The sequence below is a fragment of the Micromonospora trifolii genome, assembly GCF_022229005.1.
In the GTDB taxonomy this organism is placed as follows: domain Bacteria; phylum Actinomycetota; class Actinomycetes; order Mycobacteriales; family Micromonosporaceae; genus Micromonospora; species Micromonospora trifolii.
Genome location: NZ_JAKKFD010000014.1, coordinates 59,738 through 83,819 on the forward strand (window position 1 = coordinate 59,738; position 24,082 = coordinate 83,819).

Sequence of the window (24,082 nt, forward strand, 5' to 3'; positions counted from 1 at the left end):
ATGGACTGCGCTCCCCCGACCGCGGTGGACGCGGTAGGACGGAGGAGGCAGGGTGGCGGCAGGTCCCGACCCGGCGAACGGCGCGGTGTCGAACCATCGCCGACGCCGCTTCGATGTCCGAGTCGTTCCGCATCGACGGCGGTCGCCGTTCCGGCTGCGCGACTGGCGGATGAGCACGAAGCTCGCCACAGTGCTGCTGGTGCCGTCGATGGCGTTCCTCCTGCTCGCCGGGGTGCAGACCAGCACCCTGGTGGGGCGGACGACGGCGTTGAACGACTTCTCCAGTCAGGTCGGCATCGGCCGGCAGATCACCGCTGCGGTGCACCAGCTCCAGCAGGAGCGTGACCGCTCGGCGGGGGAGCTGGGTGAGCTGCGTAAGGGTGGTGACCGGCAGGCCGCCGCGAACGACCTGAAGCCGTTGCAGGCGGCCACCGACAAGGCCATCGTGGACCTCAGCCGGGCGGCCGAGCCGCTGGCGGACGCGGACGCGTCCTGGCGGGTGGCCTTCTCCGAGGCGCTGGAGGCGTACGACCAGGTGGTCGACATCCGCTCGGCGATTCCGCCGGCGGTGCTCAGCAGCGAGACGATCCTGGGTAACTACCACCGGGCCGTCGGGGCGTTGCTCGATCTGCTCGCCGAACCGACGCCGGGTCAGAACCAGCCGGCGTTGAACGACGCGGTGCTGCGTTACGTCCAGTTGGCCCGGGTCAAGGAGCTCTCCTCCCGGGTGCGGGCCCAGCTCTACGCCGCCGCCCGCGCCGGTGCGTACGGCACCGAGGACCGGGTGGTCCTCGCCGACCTGCGCGGTCAGCAACTCACCGCGCTGGGCGCGTTCCGGGTGGCCGCGACCAGTGAGCAGATCCGCCGCTACGACGAGACCTCGGTGTCTCCGATGTTCCTGGTCGCCACCGGGTTGGAGGAGCGCAGCCTGTCCTCCGGCGGCGCGTCGCCGCAGGTGCTGCCGTCGGAGCAGTGGTGGTCGGCCAGCCAGCAGCGCCAGGAGCTGCTGCGTCAGCTTGAGGCGGGTGTGCTCGACGACGCCGTGCGCCAGGCCGAGGAGGCCAGCGACGATCAGCTGCGGACGACCCTGCTGGTCGTCGGCGGGGTGGTCACGGTCCTGCTGGCCGCCCTGCTGATCTCGTTGCTCATCGGGCGGTCGGTCGCCCGGTCGATGCGGTTGCTGCGCAGCCAGGCGCTGCGGATCGCCCAGGTCGAGTTGCCGGACGCCCTGGACCGGCTGAAGACGGTCACCGGTGGGGTGCCGCGCATCGACGTCGCACCGGCGGTGGTCCGCTCGCTCGACGAGATCGGCGAGCTGGCCGAGGCGTTCGTGGCGGTGCACCGCAGCGCGGTCACTGTCGCCGTCGAGCAGGCGCTGATGCGCCGCAACGTCAACGCGATGTTCGTCAACCTGGCCCGCCGCAGCCAGGTGCTGGTGGAGCGTCAACTGGAGCTGTTGGACGACCTGGAGCGCGAGGAGAGCGACCCGGACCAGTTGGAGAACCTGTTCAAGCTCGATCACCTGGCCGCCCGGATGCGCCGTAACGACGAGAGCCTGCTGGTGCTCGCCGGCACCGACTCGACCCGCCGGTGGAACCGGCCGGTCGGGTTGGGTGCGGTGCTGCTGGCCGCCGCCGCGGAGATCGAGCAGTACCAGCGGGTCCGGATCGAGTCGGTGGCCGACGTGCACGTGGTCGGGCACGCGGTCGGCGAGTTGGTGCACCTGCTGGCCGAGCTGCTGGAGAACGCCACTGCCTTCTCCCGCCCGGACACCGTCGTGGTGGTGACCGCCCGGGTCGAGGCGGGGGCTGCGCTGATCGAGATCGTCGACCGGGGTCTGGGCATGAGCCCGGCCGCGTTGGTGCAGGCGAACGAGGTGCTGGCCAGTCCTCCGGCCGCGGACGTCGCGGCGGTGGAGCGGATGGGGCTCTTCGTGGTCAGTCACCTGGCGGCCCGGTTGCGTGTCGGCGTGCGGTTGGAGGGCGGCGAGGACGGCCTTGTCGCCCGGCTCGCCCTGCCCGAGGTGTTGCTGGCTCCGGCGGGCAGTGTGGAGCTGGATTCGCCCCCGTCGGCGCGGATGCTGGCGGCGAGCGCGGCGCGGGGGCTGGTTGCGCAGCCCGGGGCCGCCCGGCAGGCCGCTGCCCCGGTGCTGAACGGCGGGGTACGGGACCTGCCGGTGGCCGGCCGCCCGCCCGGTGTCGGCGTGCCGCGTCAGGGCCGCCCGGTGCCGGTACGCGCCGAGGACGTGTTGACCCCCGCCGCTGCTCGCGGTGCCGGCGGGGGCTGGTATTCGCGGCAGGGCCCGACCGCGCCGGTGGTGCCCGCTGCGGCGGCGCCACCGACGATCCCGGTGACCGCCGGCACCAATGAGCGGGGATTGCCAATGCGGGTGCCCATGGCGCAGTTGAGCGCTGTCATCCGTTCGGCACAACCGATGACGGCACCGACCCGCACCGACCCGGACCCGGAGGCGGTCGGCGGCATGCTCTCGCGGCTCTACAGCGGAGTACGGCGCGCCGAGGCTGAGGACACCACCGAGATACCCGTGCCACCGTCCGGGGGGCACGACGAAGGGGGACGACGACAGTGACGACGTTGAGCCAGGAGGCGCGTGACCTGAGCTGGCTGGTGAGCGCGTTCGCGGAGCGGGTGCCGGGTGTGGCGCACGCGGTGGTGGTCTCCTCTGACGGGCTGCTGGTGGCGATCTCCGATCACCTGCCACGGGACAACGCGGACAAGCTCGCCGCGGTGACCTCCGGGCTGATGAGTATCACCGCGGGCGCGGCCTCGATGTTCGACGGCGACGTCGTCAAGCAGACGGTGGTCGAGATGGGCCGTGGCTACTTCCTGGTGATGCAGATCCGCGATGGTTCGATTCTGGCCACGCTGGCCGCCGGTGACGCGGACATCGGTGTGGTGGGCTACGAGATGGCCCGGCTGGCCAAGCAGGCGGGGGAGATGCTCACCCCGGCCCTGCGGGCGGAGTTGCAGCAGGCGCTGCCCCGCTGAGTGCGAGCCGGCCGAGGCCCGGACGATCACCGGCTCACCCGAGCCGAGCCGTCCGGGCCCGGCCGTCCGGGTGGCGGCGCGGTCAGAAGCCGCCGTCGGCGATGACGGAGCGGTACCAGGTGGCGGAGTTCTTGAGCACTCGTCGCTGGGTGGCGTAGTCGACGTAGACCAGGCCCCAGCGCTGGTCGTAGCCCTGGTCCCACTCGAAGTTGTCGAGCAGTGACCAGACGTGGAAGCTCTCCAGCGGCACTCCGTCGGCGATGGCCCGGTGCGCGGCGGTGAGGTGGTCGCGCAGGAAGCTGATCCGCCCGGTGTCCCGGATGGTGCCGTCCGCGCCCAGGGTGTCCGGTGTGGGCAGCCCGTTCTCGGTGATGGTGAGCGGGATCGGGCCGTACTCGCGGGTGATCCGGGTCAGCAGGTCGTACATCCCCTCGGGGTAGATCTGCTGCCATTCGGCCTCGGAGGTCGCCCAGCGGTGTGCGGTGCCGCCGTCGCCGGTGACGTAGATCGGGGTGTAGTACTGCACGGCCAGCAGGTCGATCGGCGCGGAGATGGTCAACAGGTCGCCGTCGCGGATGCCCTTGGCCATCCGGCTGTGCGGGCCCAGGTCGGCCAGCAGGTCCTCCGGGTAGCTGCCCTTGAGCAGGGAGTCGAGGTAGAGGCGGTTCTCGTAGGCGTCGTAGAGGTGGGCGGCCGCGGCAGACTGCGGGGAGTCGTCGGCGGGGTAGCAGGGGTGCAGGTTGAGCGCGGGGCCGATGCGGCTGTCGCTGCCGGTGGCGCGTAGCGCGGCGACGGCGAACCCGTGGGCGAGTTGCAGGTGGTGGGCGACCAGGTAGGCGGCGTCCGGGTCCTGCCGGCCGGGGGCGTGGTGGCCGGTGAGATAGCCGTTCTGCACCACGGTCTTGGGTTCGTTGATGGTGAGCCAGGCCGGCACCCGGTCGCCGAGGGCGCGGAAGACCACGTCGGCGTAGTCGGCGAAGCGGTGGGCGGTGTCGCGTGACTCCCAGCCGCCGGCGTCCTGGAGCGCCTGCGGGAGGTCCCAGTGGAACAGGGTGGCCATCGGGGTGATTCCGCGCTCGTGCAGGCCGTCGAGGAGCCGGCGGTAGAAGTCGAGGCCGCGTTGGTTGGGCGTGCCGGTGCCGTCGGGCTGGATCCGGGGCCAGGAGATGGAGAAGCGGTAGCTGCGCAACCCGAGGTCGCGCATGAGGTCGAGGTCCTCGGCGTAGCGGTGGTAGTGGTCGATGGCCACGTCGCCGGTGTCGCCGTTGCGGGTGCGCCCTGGGACGCGGCTGAAGGTGTCCCAGACCGACTCGCCGCGCCCGTCCTCCTTGGTGGCGCCCTCGATCTGGTACGCGGAGGTGGCCGCGCCCCAGCCGAAGTTGTCCGGGAAGCGCAGCGGGCCGGCGGGCCCAATAGGTATCGACATGGATTCTCCTCATGGATACGGGGCCACCGCCGAAAGATTCGGGAGCGCTCCCATGATAGGGCAGGCGCTGCCGGCCGGTCAGCCGGCCGTCAGGACGGCCGGCGCTGGCTGATGAGAGGCGGGTGTGTGGCCCCGAGCAGCGAACGAGGCCGTCCGGGCGGCGCGGCGCGCCTGTCCCGTCGGCCTCTTTTCCTATCGTGTACGGGGGTTTAGTGTGGGGACGGGGGAGGGCAACCCCCGTCCCCACCGTAACTGCACACACACGGGCGAGATTTGGGTCCTGCCGTGCGTGTCGCGCGGGAGCCGGGCCACGCGAGTGGCTCTGGTTCCACCTCCCTCCCTGTGGCGGGACGATGGCTGACGACGGCGTCCGGGCTGGCCCGTCGTCGGCCCTCGGTCTGGTCCCTGGGCTCGTCAGAGACGACCCCAGCGATCTTCTTGTTGGAACCTTGTCGATGGAAGCGCTCCCATCGACCGATGTTGCGACTGTAACGCCCGTCACGCCTTTGTGAAAGACCCAAAACGAGATCGAAACAAGGAGCTGATCCGGCTCTCCGTGCGCTTGTTGTGGGAGCGCTTCCATGGCACACTGTCGATTCGACGCGACAGGAGCCACATCGCGTAGTGCGGGTCCACCGAGGGCAACCGGCAGCACCAGCTCCGGTCACGGTCACCCGAGCGCGGCCGGCGGGACCCCCTCCCGTGCGGGCCGCACGCCCTACCCCGGCCGGGCCCGGGGAAGACCACCTTCCCGGCGCCTCGACATCCCCGCGGACCACCACCACCCTCGCGGGCAGGCGCCTCGCCGGGGACCATCCCGGCCTGGTCCGAGGAGACACCGCGCACATGAGACAACTGGCAATACGCCGGCGCGTGGCGCTCGCCGCCGCCGCGCTGCTCGCCATCGGCGGGGTGACCCTGCCGGCCGGCGCCGCACAGGCCGCACCCGCCTGCGACGTGGTCTACGCGACCAACGACTGGAACACCGGCTTCACCGCGAACGTCACCATCAAGAACCTGGGTGACGCGGTGAGCAACTGGACGCTCAAGTGGACCTTCCCGACCAGCGGTCAGCGGGTCACCCAGGGCTGGTCGGCCAGATTCAGCCAGACCGGCAGCGAGGTCACCGCGACCAACGAGTCGTACAACGGCAACCTTGCCACCGGGGCCTCCACCACCATCGGCTTCAACGGCGCCCACACGGGCAGCAACCCGAAGCCCACAGCGTTCACGCTCAACGGCACCCCCTGCAACGGCACCCCGGCCAACCAGCCGCCGACGGTCTCCCTCGGCCTGCCGGCCGGGCCGTTCACCGCGCCGGCCGACGTGCCGCTGACCGCCACCGCCAGCGACCCGGACGGGACGATCAGCAAGGTCGAGTTCTACCGCAACGGCCTGCTCATCAACACCGACACCTCCGCCCCGTACGCGTACACCCAGGAGGACCTGCCGGCCGGCAGCTACACCGTCCAGGCCAAGGCGTACGACAACGCCAACGGCATCGGGGTCGACGAGAAGGCGTTCACCGTCGGGGCCGCCACCGGTCCGACACTGGTCGCCACGCCGTCCGCGGTGAGCGTCGCCGAGGGTGGCAGCGCCACCTTCAACCTGAAGCTCAGCGCCGCCCCGACGGCCAACGTGCCGGTCACCCTCACCCGCACCGGTGACACGGACGTCACGGTCTCGCCGGTCACCGCCACTCTGACCCCGAGCAACTGGAACACCGGGGTCACCGTCACGGTCGCCGCGGCGGAGGACACCGACACCGTCGGCGGCGCCGCCACCATCACCGCCTCCGCCACCGGTCTCGCCTCGCTGGCGGTCAGCGCCACCGAGATCGACAACGACACCCCCGGCGGCGACAACGCCTACACCGCGAAGTTCCTCGAGCAGTACGGCAAGATCAAGAACTCGGGCTACTTCAGCCCCGAGGGCGTGCCGTACCACTCGGTCGAGACGCTGATCGTCGAGGCGCCCGACCACGGCCACGAGACCACCTCGGAGGCGTTCAGCTTCTGGCTCTGGCTGGAGGCCTACTACGGCAAGGTCACCCAGAACTGGGCGCCGTTCAACAACGCCTGGACGGTGATGGAGAAGTACATCATCCCCACGCACGCCGACCAGCCGACCGCCGGCTCCGCCGGCACCCCGCAGTACGCCGCGGAGTACAACCTGCCCAGCCAGTACCCGTCGGCGCTGAACCCGAACGTCTCGGTCGGCCAGGACCCGCTGCGCTCGGAGTTGCAGTCCACCTACGGCACCGGTGACATCTACGGCATGCACTGGCTGATGGACGTCGACAACACCTACGGCTTCGGCCGCTGCGGTGACGGCACCACCAAGCCGGCCTACATCAACACCTTCCAGCGGGGCACCCAGGAGTCGGTGTGGGAGACCGTCCCGCAGCCCTCCTGCGACACCTTCAAGCACGGCGGTCAGTACGGCTACCTCGACCTGTTCGTCAAGGACACCGGCGCGCCCGCCAAGCAGTGGAAGTACACGAACGCCCCGGACGCCGACGCCCGCGCCGTGCAGGCCGCGTACTGGGCGCTGACCTGGTCCAAGGCGCAGAACAAGCAGGCCGACGTAGCGGCCACCATCGCCAAGGCCGCGAAGATGGGCGACTACCTGCGGTACGCGATGTTCGACAAGTACTTCAAGAAGATCGGCAACTGCGTCGGGGCCAGCACCTGCCCCGCCGGCAGTGGCAAGGACTCGGCGCACTACCTGCTGTCCTGGTACTACGCCTGGGGCGGCGCGTACGACGCCAGCCAGAACTGGTCCTGGCGGATCGGCTCCAGCCACAACCACTTCGGCTACCAGAACCCGTTCGCGGCCTGGGCGCTGACCAACACCCCGGAGCTCAAGCCGCAGTCGTCGACAGCTGTCGCCGACTGGACCAAGAGCTTCGAGCGGCAGCTGGAGTTCTACACCTGGTTGCAGTCCGCCGAGGGCGGCATCGCCGGTGGCGCCACCAACAGCTGGGACGGTAGCTACGCCCAGCCGCCGGCCGGCACCAGCACCTTCTACGGCATGTTCTACGACGTCGACCCGGTCTACAACGACCCGCCGTCGAACCAGTGGTTCGGTATGCAGGCCTGGTCGATGCAGCGCATCGCCGAGCTGTACCAGCAGACCGGCAACGCGAAGGCCAAGGCGCTGCTGGACAAGTGGGTGCCGTGGGCGATCGCCAACACCACCCTCGGCACCAACTGGTCGATCCCGTCGGACATGGCGTGGACCGGTCAGCCGACCACCTGGAACCCGTCCAACCCGCAGCCCAACACCGGCCTGCACGTCGAGGTCATCAGCAAGGGCCAGGACGTCGGTGTCACCGCCGCCTACGCCCGGATCCTGATCGCGTACGCGGCCAAGTCGGGCAACGTGGCGGCGAAGGACACCGCCAAGGGGCTGCTCGACGCGCTGTCGGCCGCCAGCGACGCCAAGGGTGTCTCCACCACCGAGAAGCGTGGCGACTACCGGCGCTTCGACGACGTCTACAACGCGTCCACCGGGCAGGGCCTCTACGTCCCGTCGGGCTGGACCGGGAAGATGCCGAACGGCGACACCATCGCCGCCGGCAAGAGCTTCCTCGACATCCGGTCCTTCTACAAGAACGACCCGGACTGGCCCAAGGTCCAGGCGTACCTGGACGGCGGTGCGGAGCCCAGCTTCAACTACCACCGGTTCTGGGCACAGGCTGACGTCGCCATGGCGTACGCCGACTACGGCAGCATGTTCCCGAACGGCTGAGACGACCCGGGGTGGGTGGCGTGGACCGCCCACCCCGGGGTCCGGCCCGGGTCCGGGGAACGACGGACCGGGGCTGGCGGGACGGCCTGACACCCACGGTCAGGCCGGGGTGGGCCGGCCATCTGGCCGACGCAGCGGATCGGCTGGCCCACCCCACCGCCCGGACTGGAGCCAGCCGCGAAAAAGCCCAGAAATTCGGGCCGTCGCGGGATCACACCGAGGTCAATGACGGAGTAACGTACGTCACCGGAGAGGCCGCTCCCCCCGTGGCGGCCTCTCCACTTTTTTGCCCCGAGACCGGCGGCCTTTTCCGAGTGCGGCGGCGTCGGAAGGGTCAGCGAGGCCGCGCCACCGGGTGCCGCAGACCCGGGTGCCCGGCCGGCAGCGAACGCCGCAGCACCACCCAGCTCAGCGCCAGCGCCGCCGCGACCAGCGGCCAGGTCAGCGCCACCCGGGCCACCACCAGCGCGAGCACCTGGCCGCTCAGGTAGAGCGGCACGAACACGGCGAGGCGCAGCAGGTACGTCGCCGTCCACACCCAACTGGCCCGGCCGTACCCGCGCAGCAGCGCCGGGTCGCGCCGCCACCCGGCCCGCTGGCCCAGCACCGCGCCGACCAGTACCCCCAGCAGTGGCCACCGCACCACGATGCTGACCGTCCACGCCAGAGCGCTCGCGGCGTTGGACAGCACCTGGATCAGAAAGAAGTTCTCGGCCCGGCCGGTGCGCACCGCGATCAACGCCGCGACGCAGACGGCCAGCAGCCCGATCAGCACCGAGCGCGGCCGGTCACCCCGACGCAGTCGTACGCCGGCCACCACCGCGCCCACGGCCAACGCCGCGCCGACCCCGCCCCACAGCGACTCGCCGCCCAGCAGCCAGCCCGCCGCGAACGCCAGCGGCGGCAGTGTGGCGTCGACGGCACCGCGCCGCCCGCCCAGCAGATCCGTCAGCGACTCGGCCCGTACCGGCCCACCCGGGCCGGCGTCGGCGCCGGCCGGCACCGGCCCTGCCGACCCCGGGTCGTCGCCTTCACGCTGCTCGGGCCCGGGTTCGTCACGGCCGCTGTCGCGCTCCGGTGTTCCGCTCACCACCGCCTCCTCGCCTCCGGCACAACCTAACCGGCGATCGGCGGCGGGCCACCGGTCGGACCGCCGACACCTGCCGCTACGGTGTGCGGATGCGCGCGACGGCACGGGGTTGGACCGCGGTCTGGTTGGTCGTACTGGCCCTCGTCCAGGCGGCTGCCTTCCTCGCCGTGTGGCGGGTGGCCGTGCACCTCGAGATCGGTCAGTGGGTGGACACTGTCGCCCTCACCGGCAACCGGATCGGGCAGGACACCATCGACGGTCCGGTCGACAAGATCCTCAACGCGATGTCGGTGGTCTCGCTGCTGGCGGCCACCGCGATGATCGGGTTCATCGCGCTGATCCGGGGGCGCATCGCCCTGGCGATCACCGCGACCCTGCTGATCGCCGGAGCGAACGTCACCACCCAGCTTCTCAAGTACGGGCTGAACCGGCCCGACTTCGGTGTCGACCCGGAACGCGCCGCGGTGGGCAACAGCCTCCCGAGCGGGCACGCCACGGTGGCCGCCTCGGTGGCGGTCGCGCTGATGCTCGTGCTGCCGCGCAAGGTGCGGGCCGTCGGCGCCTTCATCGGTGCCGGGTACGCCGCCGTCGCCGGGGTCGCCACCCTCTCCGCCGGGTGGCACCGGCCCAGCGACGCGGTCGCCGCGTACCTCGTGGTGGGTGTGTGGGCGGCGTTGGCTGGGCTGCTGCTGCTTGTCGCCCAGCGGGAGCAGGCCGAGATCGCCCCCGGCGACGCGCACCGGGTCGCGGCGCTGGTGCTCGGGATCGGCGGTGTGCTCGCCCTGGTGGCCTGCGGGCTCTCCCTGTCCTGGCTGCTCGACCTGCGCGACACCGGGCCGGAGGAGTTGGCCCGCCGCCCCCTGTTCGTCGGGTACGCGGGCAGCGCCGCCGGGATCGCCGGCACGATGGCGGTGGTGATGGCGTTGGCGCTCACCGTCGTGCACCGGCTGGTGCCCCGGGTCAAGGGCTGAACCGTCCGGTGGAACCGGTCCGGGCGGCGTTCTCCGCCGAGTGCGCGCGGTTCACCGAGATCCTGGCCGAGCTGACCGACGATGATCTCAGCCGTTCCACCGACTGCCCTCCGTGGAATGTCCGGGACCTGATCGCGCACACCCGCACCGGGGTCGGCCGACTGACCGACATGCTCGCCGCGCCCGCCCCGCCCCGCGCCGAGGTCGACGCTGCCAGGTACTTCGGCGCGGCGAAGTTCACCGCCGAGGTCGACGCCGACCGGATCGCCGGCGGCCAGCGGGAGGCGCTACGGGTGGACCGGGCGGCGCTGGCCACCGAGTTCGACAGGGCCTGGCGGGCCACCGAGGCGGCGGTCGCCGCCGCGCCGCCCGACCGGGTGGTGCGAACCCGGCACGGGGACGCGATGCGCCTCGGCGAGTTCCTGCGGACCCGGGTGGTCGAGGTGGGTGTGCACGGGTTGGATCTGGCCGCCGCGCTGGGTCGGCCCCCGTGGCTCACCCCACCGGCGGCCGTGGTCATCGCCGAGCTGCTCACCGGCGGACGACCGACGCCGCCCGGGTTGAGCTGGGACCGGCTGACACTGATCCGCAAGGCCACCGGGCGGGCGGTGCTGACCGCACCGGAACGGGCCGCGATCGCTGCCGCCGGCTTCCGTTGGCTCGCCTTCGGCCGCTGACCCCGGGCCATCCCGAACCGCGGCCGTTCGCGCGCTGCTGGCCCCTTGCTGCTGGCGCCGACCAGTCAGCTCGCGGCGCGGGGTGCGGGGACGTGCGGGGCGACACCGCGCAGATGCGTCAGCACCACCGGGTCGATCCTTCCGGGCACCAGCCGCTCCTCCAGGTTCTCCAACCCGGCCCAGGAGATCAACGCCGCTTCCGTGCCGTCCTTGTGCGTCGGGTGGCCCAGCGCGCCGAGCAACGCCGCCACCTCGGCGGCGACCGCTCCGGTCAGGTCGAGCAGTGTGGCCGGGTCGGGCCGGCCGAACAGCATGGTGTGCACAGTGAGCAGGCGACCCAGCTCGGCGACCGGGTCGGGGTGGTCGTCCACGCGCAGGTCCACCACCACGTCGCTGGTGCCGCCGTACCCCCCGCCGCGCTCGACCACCAGCAGGCCGGCGCTCTGCCGGCCACGCCGGTCACCGCCGGCCTCGTCACCGGCCCGCAGCGCGGCGACCAGCCGCTCGGCGAACGGCAGCGCCGCTCCCCCCAGCCAGGCCTCGCCGAGGGCGTCGACGACCTCCGGGCCGGTGAGCACGTTGCCCTGCGCGGCCCAGCCCTCGCCGGTCCGCCCGCCGGCCCACTGATGGCAGGCCGGCCCGGTCCAGCTGGCCCCCGAGCCGGTGGCCCCCACGACGCCGAGCTGGCGGTGCTCCCGCTCGGGGTCCGCGGCGATCAGCCCGGCCACCACATCAGCGGCGGCCACCCCGGTGCGCAGCAGGGTGAGGCCCTGCGGGCGGTAGGCGAGGTTGACGTGCGCCTGGGTGGCCAGCGCGCCCACCTCGGCGGCGGCGGCCGGCACCAACGCCCCGGCGGCGAGGAACTTACTGGCGACGGCCACGCCGTGCAGGCGGCCGTCGGCGGAGCGGGCGACGAGCGAGAAGGTCACCGGCCGAGAGTAACCGTCCCCGCCGAGGCGACATCGACGCGCGAGGCTCAGAACGGTGGGGTGGCGGCCTCCGGTGGGGCGCCGTGGGCGCGGCGGGCGTCGGCCACCGCGACCGCGGCCAGCACCAGCACCCCGACCGCGGTCGCGATCACACCGGGCAGGTACAGCAGCGGCACCGACGACGCCACCAGCACCGTGACGGCGATCCACCGCGACGGCGAGACCCGCCCGAACACCTCGTACTCCAGGCGGGCCCGGCCGGCCAGGAACAGGGCCGGTCCACCGAGCACCATGGCCAGCCACGGCCCCGGGATCCGCTCCAGCGGATGATTGATGATCAGCTCGTAGCCGATCGCGGTGGCGGCGAGACCGATCACCATCAGCAGGTGCGTGTCGGCCGCCGATCGACCGATGGTGGCGGGGTGGCGGGCCTTCATCACCGCCTCGCCCAGGATCCGCCCGGCCCGCTGCACGTAGATGCGCCACAGCATGATCGAGGTGGCCAGCGCCAGCGCGAACGCCCACACGTGCCCCGACTCGTACGGGCCCGCGCTGTACGCGAAACCCGCCACCAGGATCGTCTCGCCCAGCGCGACGAGGAAGAACTGCTGGTACCGCTCGGCCAGGTGTTCCCCGGCGATCTCCCACTTGGAGATCGTCGAACGACCCAGGCCGGGCACCGGCCAGCCGCAGCGGGCGGCGAGGTACTCGAAGGCCAGCGCCGCCGACCAGAGCACCACCTGCGCGTTGGTGGACAGCATCGCGCCGCTGATCCAGAGCACCCCGCTGACGGCGAAGATCACCGCCATGCGCACCTTCAACCGGCGGTACGGGTGCGGCCCGAGCGCGATCGACAGGATCACCGGCCGGGTCACCTGCGCGATGACGTACGCCACCGCGAACATCAGCGCGGTGTCGCTGAACGCGCGGGGGACCGCCACCCCCATCACCATGCTGGACACCAACGCGGTGATCACCACGGTCTGCAACGGCACCCGGTACGGGTCGTACCGGCTGGTCGTCCACGCGGTGCCCTGCCAGACCGCCCAGAGCGCCAGCAGCAACAGCAGTGTCTTGCCGCCGCCGGTGACCGTCCCCCAGCCGTGCTCCCGGCCCGGTTCCTGCGTCAGATCCTCGAACGCGCGCGCTGAGATCCGGGTGAGCGCGAAGACGAACACCAGGTCGAAGAAGAGTTCCAGGAACGTCGCCCGGCCGGGCGTGGCCGCCGCCGGGACCGGCTCCAGGTGTCCCGCTGCCCTGGAACCCATGGTCAGCGGCCTGCGCCGTCGGTCCGGTCCACCTCGAAGTGGTAGCACTTTCCACGGGCGCGCACGGCCGGAAACCGGCGATTCTGCCCAACCCGGGGATCTTGCTCGGACCGGCGTCAACGGGCACGATCGACCGGTGACGAATCGATGGGGCATGACGGTGCCGCTGGGCGGGATCGCGCTGGCGCAGCACGACGCGGCCTACGCGGCCCTCGACCGGGCCGGGTTCACCGACGTCTGGTCGTCCGAGGTCGCCGGGACCGACGCGTTCACCCCGCTGGCGCTCGCCGCGGCCTGGCAGCCCGGCCTGCGGCTCGGCACCGCGATCACACCGGTCTTCACCCGGGGCCCCGGGCTGCTGGCGATGAGCGCGGCGGCGCTGGCCGAGGCCGCGCCGGGCCGGTTCTCGCTCGGCATCGGCGCGTCCTCACCGGTGCTGGTACGCGACTGGAACGCGGTGCCGTTCGACGAGCCGTTCCGCCGCACCCGCGACGTGCTGCGCTTCCTGCGCGCCGCGCTGGCCGGCGAGACCGTCGACGAGGCCTACGACACGTTCACCATCCGCCGGTTCACGCTGGAACGACCGCCGGCGGTGCCGCCACCGATCCTGCTCGCCGCGCTGCGCCCGGGGATGCTCCGGCTGGCCGGCGCGGAAGCCGACGGGGTCATCCTCAACTGGCTCAGCGCCGACGACGTTCCGCGCGCTCTCGCCGAGCTGGGCGAGCGCCGCGCCGGCTTCGAGGTCGCCGCCCGGATCTTCGTCTGCCCCACCGAGGACACCGCGTACGCCCGGGCGCTGGGCCGCCGGCTCATCACCAGCTACCTCACCGTTCCGGCGTACGCCGAGTTCCACCGCTGGCTCGGCCGCGACGAGACGCTCGCGCCCATGTGGGCGGCCTGGGCCGCCGGCGACCGGCGGGGCGCCAGCGCGGCGGTGCCCGACGAGGTGGTCGACGCGTTGGTGCTGCACGGCTCACCGGAGCGGTGCCGCGCCGAGGTGCGCCGCTACGCCGACAACGGTGTGGACGTGCCGATCGTCGCGCTGCTGCCCACCCCCGAGGTCACCACCGGCGGCGCCACCGCGCTGCTCAGCCTCATCGCCCGATTGGGCACCAACTCCGTGGAGGCGTCCGCGTGAACCTCACCGACCGGATCGTGGTGGTCACCGGCGGGGCCGGCGGCATCGGCGCGGCGCTGTCGCGCCGGTTCGCCGCCGAGGGGGCCGCCGCCGTGGTGGTCGCCGACCTGGACGCCGACGCGGCCCGCGCGGTGGCCGAGGGCATCGGCCCACTCGCGCACGCCCGTGCCCTCGACGTCACCGACGAGGAGCAGGTCCGCTCGCTGGTCGCCGACACCGAGCAGCGGTACGGCCGGATCGACCTGTTCTGCGCCAACGCCGGGGTGGCCACCGGCGGGGGAGTGGAGGTCGACGACGCCGGCTGGGACCGCTCCTGGCGGGTCAACGTGCTCGCCCACGTCTACTCGGCCCGCGCGGTGCTGCCCGGAATGCTCGCCCGCGGCGGCGGGCACCTGCTGCACACCTGCTCCGCGGCCGGTGTGCTGACAGCTGTGGGCGACGCCGCGTACACAGCGACGAAGCACGCCTCGGTGGGGTTCGCCGAGTGGCTGGCCATCACCTACCGGGACCGGGGCATCCGGGTCAGCGCCCTCTGCCCGCAGGGGGTGGACACCCCGATGCTCACCGACGGGCTCGCCGACGGTCACCTCGGCGCCCGGGTGGTCGCCGCGTCCGGTGTGGTGCTCACCCCGGACCAGGTCGCCGACGCGGCCGTCGCCGGGCTGGCCGAGGAACGTTTCCTGATCCTGCCGCACCCCGAGGTCGCCGACTACGCGCGCCGCCGCGCCGAGGACCCGGACGGCTGGCAGGCCGGCATGCGCAAACTCATCCGCCGGCTGACGGCCTGACCCGCTACGGCGTTGGAACGCGTCCGACGGCCAGGAGGTGGGCGCTGGCACTGATCAGCGCCGGCTCGCTGCTGTAGAGCCGGGCGAGGTCCAACGCCGCGGCGAAGACCGCGTCGGGCGCGGGCCCGTTCGCCGCCGCCTCCGCCGCTGTCCAGGCCGGGCCCTCCACTCCGTGTACGACGACATCGGTCAGCCCTGCGGCCGCGCACTCGTCGGTGATCTCCTCGACCCGGTGGAAGTAGGCGTGGGTGAAACCGATCCGCAGATCGTTGACGCCGTCGCTCAGCAGCGCCCTGGCCTCGTCGAGCAACCTTCCGTCGAGTCGTCCGGTGGCCGCGAAGTCCAACGGGCCGGCGAAGCGGGAGATGACGGCGGCCACGACGAGACCGCCGGGGCGGGTGACCCGGACCGCCTCGCGGAGGGCCTGGAGCCGGTCGTCGCGGCGTACCAGGTGGTAGAGCGGGCCCAGCAGCAGCGCGGCGTCATACAGGTTGTCGGCGTCGGGAAGCGCACGCGCGTCGCCCACCTGCGCCTCGACCGGGGGGTGCCCGTCGCGGGCCTGCGCGACGTGGCTGGGCACCAGGTCGACGAGGCGGACCTGGTGGCCGGCGGCGACGAGGGCCCGCGCGTACTCGCCGGTGCCCCCGCCGATGTCCAGTACCCGGGCGCCCGGACCGGGCAGGAGATCCCGCAGGAGCTGTGTCGTGCGGATCCACTCCAGTCGCGCCTGCGGGCGGGCGGTGAGCCGCTGGTCCTCTCGGTAGCGCTGCGTGTAGTAGTCGACGATGTCGCTCGAATGCTGATCCACGCTCTGATGGTCACCGGTGTGCGGTGCACGGGCCAACGGATTTCATCCGTCGAGCGGGCCGGTCATGACTGCTGCCGTACGGCGGTCACCAGGGCCATCCGCCGAGGTGCGGGTGCCTGGCGCACGTCGCGGAAGCCCGCTTCGGTGAGTTGGTCGGCGACCCATTCCGGCTCGATGCGCAGCTTGCGGTAGGAACTGGCGGACAGTGTCCAGCCCCGTTGGCCGGTCCGTTGATGGAGCAGGTCGTGGACGGTGACGACGTCGGGCTCGTACTCCAGGAAGCAGGTCAGGATCGCGTCGGCGTCGGCATGCACCGGGATGAACCGGCTCGTCCCGGTGAGGCTCGCCGTCAGGTCACGGAAGCTGAGGACGAGGCGGCCGCCCGGAGCCAAGGCGGCGGACAGGTCGACGAAAAGCTGAGTGACGGCCTGGCGGTCCGGCAGGTGGGTGAGCGTGTCGCCCATGCACACCGCCAGCTCCGCTGCGCCGGCAGGAAGGCTCGCCGCGACCTTGCTCAGGTCATCGTGGACTGCGCGGATCGCCGGATGGTCACCGGCGTGCAGTTCCAGTTCGGCGAGGAGCTTGGCGCTGCTGTCGACCGCCAGGATGCTCGAATATCCCATCCTGGCCAGTGCGACCGACTGGAAACCCGAGCCGCAGCCGAGGTCGACGGCGAGGCCGGTGCCGTTCGGCCCCGTGACGCCGGCCTGACGCAGAGCATCGAGTTGCTCGTCGACGAGGGCCGGGTAGGACGCGTCGAACATCCAGGTGTAGTGGTCGGCGAGAAAGCCGTCGTAGTGCGGGTTCATCAGCACTCCACTGTGGTCGGCAGTTGGCTCTCGAGTAGTTCACAGGATGGCGGACGTGGGGATCCCCCAGCGACGGGAGCGCACTCCCCTGCGCAGGGGAGGAGGCTGTCGCTTGGGTTGCTCCTGCTCATCGGGGGGAACGGCGGGCGCGGCGCAGGGGAGTGGGGTGCACGGACCAGAGCAGGCGACGCCACCAGGGGCGGGCCGAGCGCAGGGTGGCCACGTAGGCGGTGGCCACCTCGGCGGCGCGAGCCGCCTGGTCGGGCGTCGCGGCGCCGGGGGCGAAGCCCACCTGATTGAGCAGGGCCGCCAACTCGTCGACCGCCGGGCCGGACGCGTCCGGCGCTGTGCCGCCGGTGGGCGTGACGGCGGTCGTGTCGTCGGCGGTCGTGCCGGCCCTGGCGTCGGCGAGGGTCCGGCGGGCGTGCCCGGCGATCTCGGTGGCGGCCAGGTCGTCTCCGACCGGTCTGCCGGCCAGCCGGAGCGCGTCGGTGACCTCCCGCCAGGCACCGGCGATGCGCTGGCCGGGGTCGCCGCGCACAAGCCGGCTGCGGGTGAGGGAGCGGCGCATCGCCAGCAGGGTGAGCAGGAGTGCCCCCACCACCAGCAGGAGGCCGCCGCTGCCTCCGGCGACCAGCACCGGTGTGGAGACCCCGTCCGAGCCGGGCGGGGGGTCGTTGGCGGTCGCCGGTTCCGGTGACGCGCTCGGCTCCGCGGTCGGTGCCGGCGCCTCCGACGGCGGCGGGTCCTCCGGCGTCGGGCGGAAATCCTCCTCCACCGGTCGCGGCTCGTCGTTGGGGCGGGGCAGCGGGTCGAACGCCACCCAGCCCAGCCCGTCGAAGAGCACCTCCGGCCAGGCGTACGCGTCACCGGCCAGCACCGGCCCCTGCCCGCTGGTCCGGAAACCCACCACCACCCGCGTGGGCAGCCCGGAGAGCCGGCCGAGGACCGCGAACGCCGCCGCGAACTGCTCCGAGGTGCCCTCCTGCCCGCCGCCGTTGCGGGGCCCGAACAGGAAGAAACCCAGATTCGGGTACGCGTGCCCGCTCGGGGCGTCCGCCACCACCCGGTAGTGCTCGGCCAGGAACTGCTCGATCGCCGACGCCCGCGCGAACGGCGCGCCGTTCTCCTCCGCGAGTTGGGTGGCCAGCCGGCGCATCGGGTCGGGCACCCCGTCGGCGACCCGCAGCACCCGGGCCACCTCGTCGCCGGCGGGCACGTTCGCGCTGGCCAACAGGTTGTTGTCCGGGCGTTCCTCGGCGGAGGTCACCGTGTACCGCAGCCCCGGCGTCAGCCCTTCCGGCCGGATCAGCGTTCCGCTCGCCGGGTCGTACGCCACCCGCGCCCCACTGACCTCCCGAGGTGTCGCCACGGCGGGCAGCAGCCGACCACTCAACTCGGCCACGCTGATCTGCTGCCGGACCGTCTGCACAGTGCTGTCCCGGGCCGCGGTAGCGGCCGGCAGGATCCGCCCGGCGTTGCGGTACGTCGCGCCGACGCGCCAGGTCACCCCGTCGTAGTCGCTGAGCACCGCCAACCGGATCCGCACACTGCGCGCGGTGTCCGGCGCCGGGTCGGCCCCGGGTGGGGCGTCGGCGGGCGGGGCGTCGGCGCGTTGGGTGCTCACGTCGAGGAGCTTCTGCTCCGGGTGCAACGCCCAGCCGGAGATCCGGATCAGCGGGTTCTCGTCGAGCGTCTGCACCTGCGGCGGCTCCACGTAGCGGCGCGGGTCCACCGGCCGGCCGTCTACCTGCTGCGCGACGACCGGGCCGAGCAACGCCACCAGCCCGACCACCAGTGCCACCCCGAGCGCCGCGCTGGCGGCCAGCCGCAGCCGCACCGCCGCGCGTACCCGGGGGGTCAGCTCGGCGGTCGGATCGCCCCCGCCCGCCGCCGTCCGGGTGGGGGTGGCCAGGCCGAGGGCCGCCACCGCGACGAACACCAGCGTCGACCCCAGCGCCGGTTCGGCGTTCGGGCCGACCACGTAGAGGGCTGCGGCGTAGAGCCCCGCCGCCGGCAGGTAACCCAGCAGGACCCGGCCGGTACGCAGCGCCACCTCCGCGCCGGTCAGCCCGGCCAGCCAGGCGGCGACGACCGGCACCAGCACCGTGTCCGGGGTGGGCTCCACCGGGATCATCGCGGTGAGCAGCCGGGGAATTGCGTTACGGGCGGCGTCCGCGGTGACGTCCAGCAGGCCGCCCGGCAACTCCGCGCGGGTCGCGGCGAGCCGCAGCGACCACAGTGTCCAGCCGGCCATCGCGGCCACCGACACCGGCGCCACCAGCCAGGACGGCAACCGTCGGGCGGCGACGCTGACCAGCACCGAACCCGCCGCCGCGCCGACGATCAGCCAGGTCAGCAGGCCACCGGCGTACACCCGGCCGAGCACCACCCCGGCGAGCGCCGTCAGCCCGATCAGCGCCAGCGGAAGGACCGCCGCCCGCAGCACCCGCAGGGCGCCCGTCACCACCGGCGTACCCCGTCCCACTCGGCGGCGAACTGCGCGCCGTCCGCCGCGTCGACGACCACCAGGCCGGCGGTGCCCGGCGGCGTCGGCTCGGCCGCGCCGAACACCCCGACCAGCACCGACGGGTACGCCCCGCGCAGCGCCCCGACGTGCCCCAGCTCGGCCCGGCCACCCGGCCCGGTCAAGAAGATCAACGTGTCGCCGAGCCGGTCCTGCCGCAGCCGGGTGGTGGCCGCCCGCACCGCGTCACCGTCGTCGGACAGGTCGGCGGCCGCGAGCCGGTCCAGCGGCCCGAGCGCACCGTCAACCTCGGGCGTCGTGACCTGCGCAGGCTCCGCCGGCGTTGTCGGCTCCGCGGCGACCAACAGCAACAGCACCGGCAGGTCGGCGCGGTGCGCAGCGGTGACGATCGACGCCGCCGCCTCACAGGCCGACTCGAACGACTCCGCCACCCCGCCGACCCGCTGCGGGTGCGCGGCGACGCGGTTGTCCAGCAGGACGACCAGGCGCGGCAGACTGGTGTCCACGTTCTCCCGCACCATCAGCTCACCCACCCGGGCGCTGGTGCGCCAGTGCACCCGCCGCAGTTCGTCGCCGACCACGTACTCCCGCAGCGAGTCGAACGTGATCGACCCGTGCGGGACCCCGTCCACCCGGCCGTCGAGGCTGCGCCCCGAGCCTCGGGGCACCGCCGTCAGCGGGTGGATGCGGGGGTGCACCCAGACCGGCACCGCCGCCCCGTACGGGCGGGCCAGCGCCACCAACCCCAGCGGGTCGCGCCGGGTCACCCGCAGCGGACCGACCGGCACCACCCCACGACGGTCGGTCGGCACGTCGTAGCGGACCTCGGTGTCCCGGCCGGGCCGCAGGCGCAGCACCGGCACCGGCACGGTCCGCTGCCCGCACCGGTCCTCGGCCAGCAGGTTCGCCGAGCGCAGCCGCCCGGTGTTGCGCACAGTCAACGTCATGCTCGCCGGCTCGCCGCGTGCCACCCGGTCCGGGTCCGCGCGGCGGGTCACCGTCAGCCGGGGCCGCCAGGCCGCGACCAGCGCGGCGTAGCCGACGGCCGCGCCGGCCGCCGCGCCGAGCAACGTCAACTCGGGGTACGCGAACCGGAAACCCACCCCCAGCAGCACCACGGCGGCGACGAGCAGCCCGACCCCTCGGGCGGTGATCCCCATCGCGCTGCTGCCGGTCAGCCCTGCACCGGAGCGGGTTGCCCCGACGGCAGCGGCACCGGCACCGAGGCGACCGCCTGGCGCAGCACCTCCGCGGGGGTCATCCCACGCACCTGGGCGTCCGGGGTGAGCAGCAGCCGGTGCGCGAACACCGCCTCGACGAGCGCCTTCAGATCCTCCGGCATGATCCAGCCCCGCCCGTCGATCAGCGCGTACGAGCACGCCGCGCGGGTCAACGCGATCACGCCCCGAGGGCTGACCCCGACGCGCACCTGAGGGTGGGTGCGGGTGGCCGCTGCCAACCGGACCGCGTACGCGTAGAGCGGCTCGGCGATGTGCACCCGGCGGGCCATCCGGACCATCTCGCCGACGGTGGCGGTGTCGGTGACCGGGGCGAGCGCCTCGGGGGACCGCACCGTCGCGCCTCGCAGCACCTCGACCTCGACGGCCTCGTCCGGGTACCCGACGGACAGCTTCACCAGGAACCGGTCCAACTGCGCCTCAGGCAGCCGGTAGGTGCCGTCCATCTCCACCGGGTTCTGCGTGGCCACCACGAGGAACGGCGACGGTACCGGGTGCCGGACCCCGTCCACAGTGACAGTGCGTTCCTCCATCACCTCCAGCAGCGCCGACTGGGTCTTCGGCGACGCCCGGTTGATCTCGTCGGCGATGACGATGTTGGCGAAGACCGGCCCCGGATGGAACTCGAAGTCCCGGGTCGCCTGGTTGAAGATCGTCACACCGGACACGTCCGAGGGGAGCAGGTCGGGCGTGAACTGGATACGCCGCCACTCACCCTTCACAGTGGCGGCGATGGCCCGCGCCAGGGTCGTCTTACCGACCCCGGGCACGTCCTCCAGCAACACGTGCCCCTGGGCGAAGAGCGCGGTCAGCGCCAGCCGCACCACCTGCGGCTTGCCGAGCACCACCGCATTGACGTTCTCGGCCAGCCGGGCGGCCAGGGCGGCGAAGCCCTGCACCTCCGGCTGGGTGAGCGGCTCGTGGGTGTTCACGGTCGGTGGTGCTCCTCGCCTGGTGTTTCAGCAGGTGGGCAGGACGTTGATGGTGTCGCCGCCCTCCAGGTTGAGCCAGGCCCAGGGGATGTAGTTCTTCCCCTCGAACTCGACCTGCACCCACCAGGTGCTGCGCTTCTGATTGTTGTAGATCCACGAGTCGACGTCCTCGCCGGACTTCTTGCAGTACGCCTTCAGCCGAGTGCCGGGCTTCGCCCAGCCGGCCTGCTGGTCGTTGTCCTGCCGGGTGACCTTGAAGACCTCGTTGCCATTGCGTTCGCCAGGAATTTCGCGGTTGCAGTAGGTCCGTTGGTCGCCGTCGGGCCCGTTTTTGCAGGTCGCGATCCCGTACAGCGGCTGGGTTACCTGCGCCTTCTTCGCGGTGCCCTTGCCGGCGGCGTTGCTTGCCGTCACCGTGAACGTGTAGTTCGTGCCCGGCGTCAGGCCCGTCATGGTGATGCTGGAACACGCCCCGGCCTTCGCCGGCTCGCCCGTCGCGGTCAGCGTGCAGGTGGCCTGACCGCCACCGGCGTCCACAGTGAACCTGACAGTCGCCCCGGTGGCCGTCGACGACGAGCCGGTCACGGTGACCCGCGGCTCGGCCACCGTGCGGGCGGTGGCGGTGGCCTCCGGACCCGGCCCCGCCTCGTTGACAGCCTTCACCTTCACCGTGACGTTCTGGCCGTTGCCCAGCCCCGTGACGGTCGTGCGGGTGTCGGTCACCTCGCTGACCCGCCCACCGACGTCCACCAGGTATTTCGACACCGGCCGACCGTTGGCCTCGGCCGGCGCCCACTGCACCGTCACCGCGCCCGGCTGGCTGGCGACCGTGCCGGCGCGCAGGTCGAGCGGCCGCCCTGGCGCCGCGAACGGCACCACTGTGTTGCTGACCGGGGACGCCGCCGACCCGGCGCCCTTGCTGTTGACGGCCACCACCGTGAACGCGTACTGGGTGCCGAACTCCAACTCACCGGAGGGCACCACCAGCTCCGTCTTCGTCGACTCGCCGGCCGGCGCGTTCGTCCCCGCCGAACTGGCCGTCACCGCATACCTCGCGATGGTGTTGCCCTGCCCGTTCGCCGCCGGCCACTTCACGAGGACAGTGCCGTCCGGCCGTTCCTGCGCGGTGACGCTCGCCGGAGGGTCGGGCACCGCAGCGGTCGGCGTCACCGGGTTGCTGTTGCGCGGCGGGCCGTCGCCCTTGGCGTTGACGGCGTGCACCGCGAACCGGTACGTCTCGCCGTTGGTCAGGCCCTTGACCTCCACCGCCCGCTGGTTGGCGCCCACCTCCAGGCGCTGCCCGGCACCCGCCACCACGTACTTGATGATCTCGGCGCCGTTGGCGGCGGCCGGGCGCCAACTCACCCTCGCCTGGGCGTTGCCGGCGGCGGCGGTGACGCTGCGCGGCGCGCTCGGCTTACCCACCCGCGGCTTCTTCGGCGGAGGCGGCGGCGGGGGAACCGGCGGCGGGTCACCGCCGAGCACGTCGTTGGCGTACTTGTTGACCTCGCGCACCTGGTGCTTGTCGTCCACCACCCGGGCGGTCGCCGAGTCGGGGGAGTTGATGAACAGGTGGTTCTCCCGGACCTCCAACTCCAGCGGCCCGTTGGCCCGCCCGCGGATGGTTCCGACCAGCTGACCCGCCGCGTCGAAGGAGTAGATCGTGCCGGTGGCCTCGTCGGCGCAGTAGAACCGGTTCGCCCAGGCCACCGCCGGGCTGAGCCGATCCCCCTCACCCGGCACTGTGAACCCGCTCTCCTGCCCACCGTCACCCACCAGCAGCACCCGCCGATCGGCCGTCACGGTGATCGGCACCCGTGGGCCGCTGGTGCGCGCGGGCAGCGCCGCCGGGCCGGACAGCGTCAGCGGCGTCGGGTGTACCTCGCCGTGCTGCACCCGCACCAGCTTCCCGGCCGTCCGGTCGAGCACCGCCACGCCGTCGTCCAGGGTGGAGACGACCAGTTCGTGGCTGGCGTCGGCGACGTCGTACGACTCGACCCGCTGCGGGCTGAGCCCGGCACCCGCGGGCGCGGCCGACGCCGGCGCGGACGGCAGCTTGGCGGCGGTGATCGCCGAAACGGTGCCCTCGCTGGGCACCGCGATCCAGAGTCGACCCTTACCGTCGAAGGTGCCGCCGGTGATGCCCGGCGGATAGCGCACCGGCTCACCGACCGGTGTCAACGATCGCGGGTCGAGCTGCCGGACGATGCCCTGCACGGCGTCGACGACGAACGCCGCGTCCTCGTGCAGCGCCACACTGACGCCCAGGCCGGGGGTGGTCCGGGTGGTCGCGCTGAGCTGAAGGGTGGCCAGATCCAGGGAGCTGACCTGCCCGGTCTGCAGGTCTCGCAGGATCAGCAGCCGGTCGGTCTGGGTGATCTGCATCGGGTGCTGCCGGGCGCCGGGGATCTCGGTGCGGGTGTCCACCCGGGCGGTGACCCCGTTGACCCGGGCCAGCTCACTGCGCGCCGCACTCCACAGCCAGGAACTCGCGTCGTAGTTGGCCACCGCGTTGTCCGCCGCGCCCAACCCGAGGGCGGTCAGCCCCATGGCGGCCAGCAGCGCTGCCACCGTGCCGACGGTTACCAGCCCGCCGCGCAGCCGGGACCGGGAGCGGGGGGCCTCGGTCGGTACGGCGTCGTCGATGCTGGCCACAGCCGGCTGCCTCCCCTGAGTCGTGGCAGGTGGCGCGCCTTCCGGCGACCCCTCCCCTGAGCCGGGTGCCATCATATGGCGCTGGTGGTGGCGGGGGAACCCG

The 24,082-nt window shown here is 72.8% G+C and carries 17 protein-coding genes; 7 read left to right on the plus strand and 10 right to left on the minus strand.

Annotated elements, in window-relative coordinates; translation table 11 throughout:
- The first annotated feature begins 52 nt into the window (after positions 1–52).
- Both NIE79_RS09925 and NIE79_RS09930 read left to right on the plus strand, forming a co-directional pair.
- Positions 53–2,590, plus strand: coding sequence for a sensor histidine kinase (locus tag NIE79_RS09925; RefSeq protein ID WP_238678254.1), 2,538 nt, complete (start codon positions 53–55; stop codon positions 2,588–2,590).
- A complete protein-coding gene (locus NIE79_RS09930; protein WP_088988684.1) occupies positions 2,587–3,009 on the plus strand; it encodes a roadblock/LC7 domain-containing protein in 423 nt (140 codons plus the stop codon). The genes NIE79_RS09925 and NIE79_RS09930 overlap by 4 nt, the downstream gene beginning before the upstream one ends.
- An 82-nt stretch (positions 3,010–3,091) precedes the next feature.
- Here the strand turns inward: NIE79_RS09930 and NIE79_RS09935 are convergent, their stop codons facing one another.
- Positions 3,092–4,435 (minus strand): GH1 family beta-glucosidase, encoded by a 1,344-nt coding sequence (locus NIE79_RS09935; protein ID WP_238678255.1) that lies wholly within the window; start codon positions 4,433–4,435, stop codon positions 3,092–3,094.
- A gap of 846 nt (positions 4,436–5,281) precedes the next feature.
- Here NIE79_RS09935 and NIE79_RS09940 point away from each other — a divergent pair.
- Positions 5,282–8,188, plus strand: a complete 2,907-nt coding sequence (locus tag NIE79_RS09940) for a glycoside hydrolase family 48 protein (protein ID WP_238678256.1) — start codon at positions 5,282–5,284, stop codon at positions 8,186–8,188.
- Positions 8,189–8,522: 334 nt separating this feature from the next.
- Here the strand turns inward: NIE79_RS09940 and NIE79_RS09945 are convergent, their stop codons facing one another.
- Complete coding sequence (locus tag NIE79_RS09945; protein WP_238678286.1) at positions 8,523–9,191, minus strand: DUF3159 domain-containing protein; 669 nt, start codon at positions 9,189–9,191, stop codon at positions 8,523–8,525.
- 170 nt (positions 9,192–9,361) lie between these two features.
- Between NIE79_RS09945 and NIE79_RS09950 the strand changes: the two genes are divergently transcribed.
- Both NIE79_RS09950 and NIE79_RS09955 read left to right on the plus strand, forming a co-directional pair.
- On the plus strand, positions 9,362–10,249 hold the full coding sequence (locus NIE79_RS09950) for a phosphatase PAP2 family protein (protein WP_238678257.1): 888 nt from the start codon (positions 9,362–9,364) through the stop codon (positions 10,247–10,249).
- An 8-nt stretch (positions 10,250–10,257) separates the two neighbouring features.
- Complete coding sequence (locus NIE79_RS09955) at positions 10,258–10,926, plus strand: maleylpyruvate isomerase N-terminal domain-containing protein (RefSeq protein ID WP_238678258.1); 669 nt, start codon at positions 10,258–10,260, stop codon at positions 10,924–10,926.
- A gap of 65 nt (positions 10,927–10,991) precedes the next feature.
- On the opposite strand, the gene NIE79_RS09960 is transcribed toward NIE79_RS09955, so the two are convergent.
- Together NIE79_RS09960 and NIE79_RS09965 are read right to left on the minus strand one after the other, a co-directional pair.
- Complete coding sequence (locus NIE79_RS09960) at positions 10,992–11,855, minus strand: DUF1028 domain-containing protein (RefSeq protein ID WP_238678259.1); 864 nt, start codon at positions 11,853–11,855, stop codon at positions 10,992–10,994.
- Positions 11,856–11,902: 47 nt separating this feature from the next.
- The gene (locus tag NIE79_RS09965) at positions 11,903–13,123 is read right to left on the minus strand and encodes a low temperature requirement protein A (protein WP_238678260.1); all 1,221 of its coding nucleotides are present in this window, start codon (positions 13,121–13,123) and stop codon (positions 11,903–11,905) included.
- Positions 13,124–13,277: 154 nt separating this feature from the next.
- Here NIE79_RS09965 and NIE79_RS09970 point away from each other — a divergent pair, with 154 nt between their 5' ends.
- Both NIE79_RS09970 and NIE79_RS09975 read left to right on the plus strand, forming a co-directional pair.
- Positions 13,278–14,261, plus strand: a complete 984-nt coding sequence (locus tag NIE79_RS09970) for an LLM class F420-dependent oxidoreductase (protein ID WP_238678287.1) — start codon at positions 13,278–13,280, stop codon at positions 14,259–14,261.
- Complete coding sequence (locus NIE79_RS09975) at positions 14,258–15,049, plus strand: SDR family oxidoreductase (protein WP_238678261.1); 792 nt, start codon at positions 14,258–14,260, stop codon at positions 15,047–15,049. The genes NIE79_RS09970 and NIE79_RS09975 overlap by 4 nt, the downstream gene beginning before the upstream one ends.
- A 4-nt stretch (positions 15,050–15,053) precedes the next feature.
- Here the strand turns inward: NIE79_RS09975 and NIE79_RS09980 are convergent, their stop codons facing one another.
- From NIE79_RS09980 to NIE79_RS10005, 6 genes are all read right to left on the minus strand, one after another.
- The gene (locus tag NIE79_RS09980) at positions 15,054–15,857 is read right to left on the minus strand and encodes a class I SAM-dependent methyltransferase (protein WP_238678262.1); all 804 of its coding nucleotides are present in this window, start codon (positions 15,855–15,857) and stop codon (positions 15,054–15,056) included.
- A gap of 62 nt (positions 15,858–15,919) precedes the next feature.
- Positions 15,920–16,666 (minus strand): class I SAM-dependent methyltransferase, encoded by a 747-nt coding sequence (locus NIE79_RS09985; RefSeq protein ID WP_238678263.1) that lies wholly within the window; start codon positions 16,664–16,666, stop codon positions 15,920–15,922.
- A gap of 127 nt (positions 16,667–16,793) precedes the next feature.
- On the minus strand, positions 16,794–19,136 hold the full coding sequence (locus tag NIE79_RS09990) for a transglutaminase TgpA family protein (protein WP_238678264.1): 2,343 nt from the start codon (positions 19,134–19,136) through the stop codon (positions 16,794–16,796).
- A complete protein-coding gene (locus NIE79_RS09995) occupies positions 19,130–20,314 on the minus strand; it encodes a DUF58 domain-containing protein (RefSeq protein ID WP_238678265.1) in 1,185 nt (394 codons plus the stop codon). Before NIE79_RS09995 ends, NIE79_RS09990 begins: the two co-directional genes overlap by 7 nt.
- 14 nt (positions 20,315–20,328) lie before the next feature.
- Complete coding sequence (locus tag NIE79_RS10000) at positions 20,329–21,324, minus strand: AAA family ATPase (protein WP_124815999.1); 996 nt, start codon at positions 21,322–21,324, stop codon at positions 20,329–20,331.
- A 27-nt stretch (positions 21,325–21,351) separates the two neighbouring features.
- Complete coding sequence (locus tag NIE79_RS10005; protein ID WP_238678266.1) at positions 21,352–23,979, minus strand: fibronectin type III domain-containing protein; 2,628 nt, start codon at positions 23,977–23,979, stop codon at positions 21,352–21,354.
- Positions 23,980–24,082: the final 103 nt, after the last annotated feature.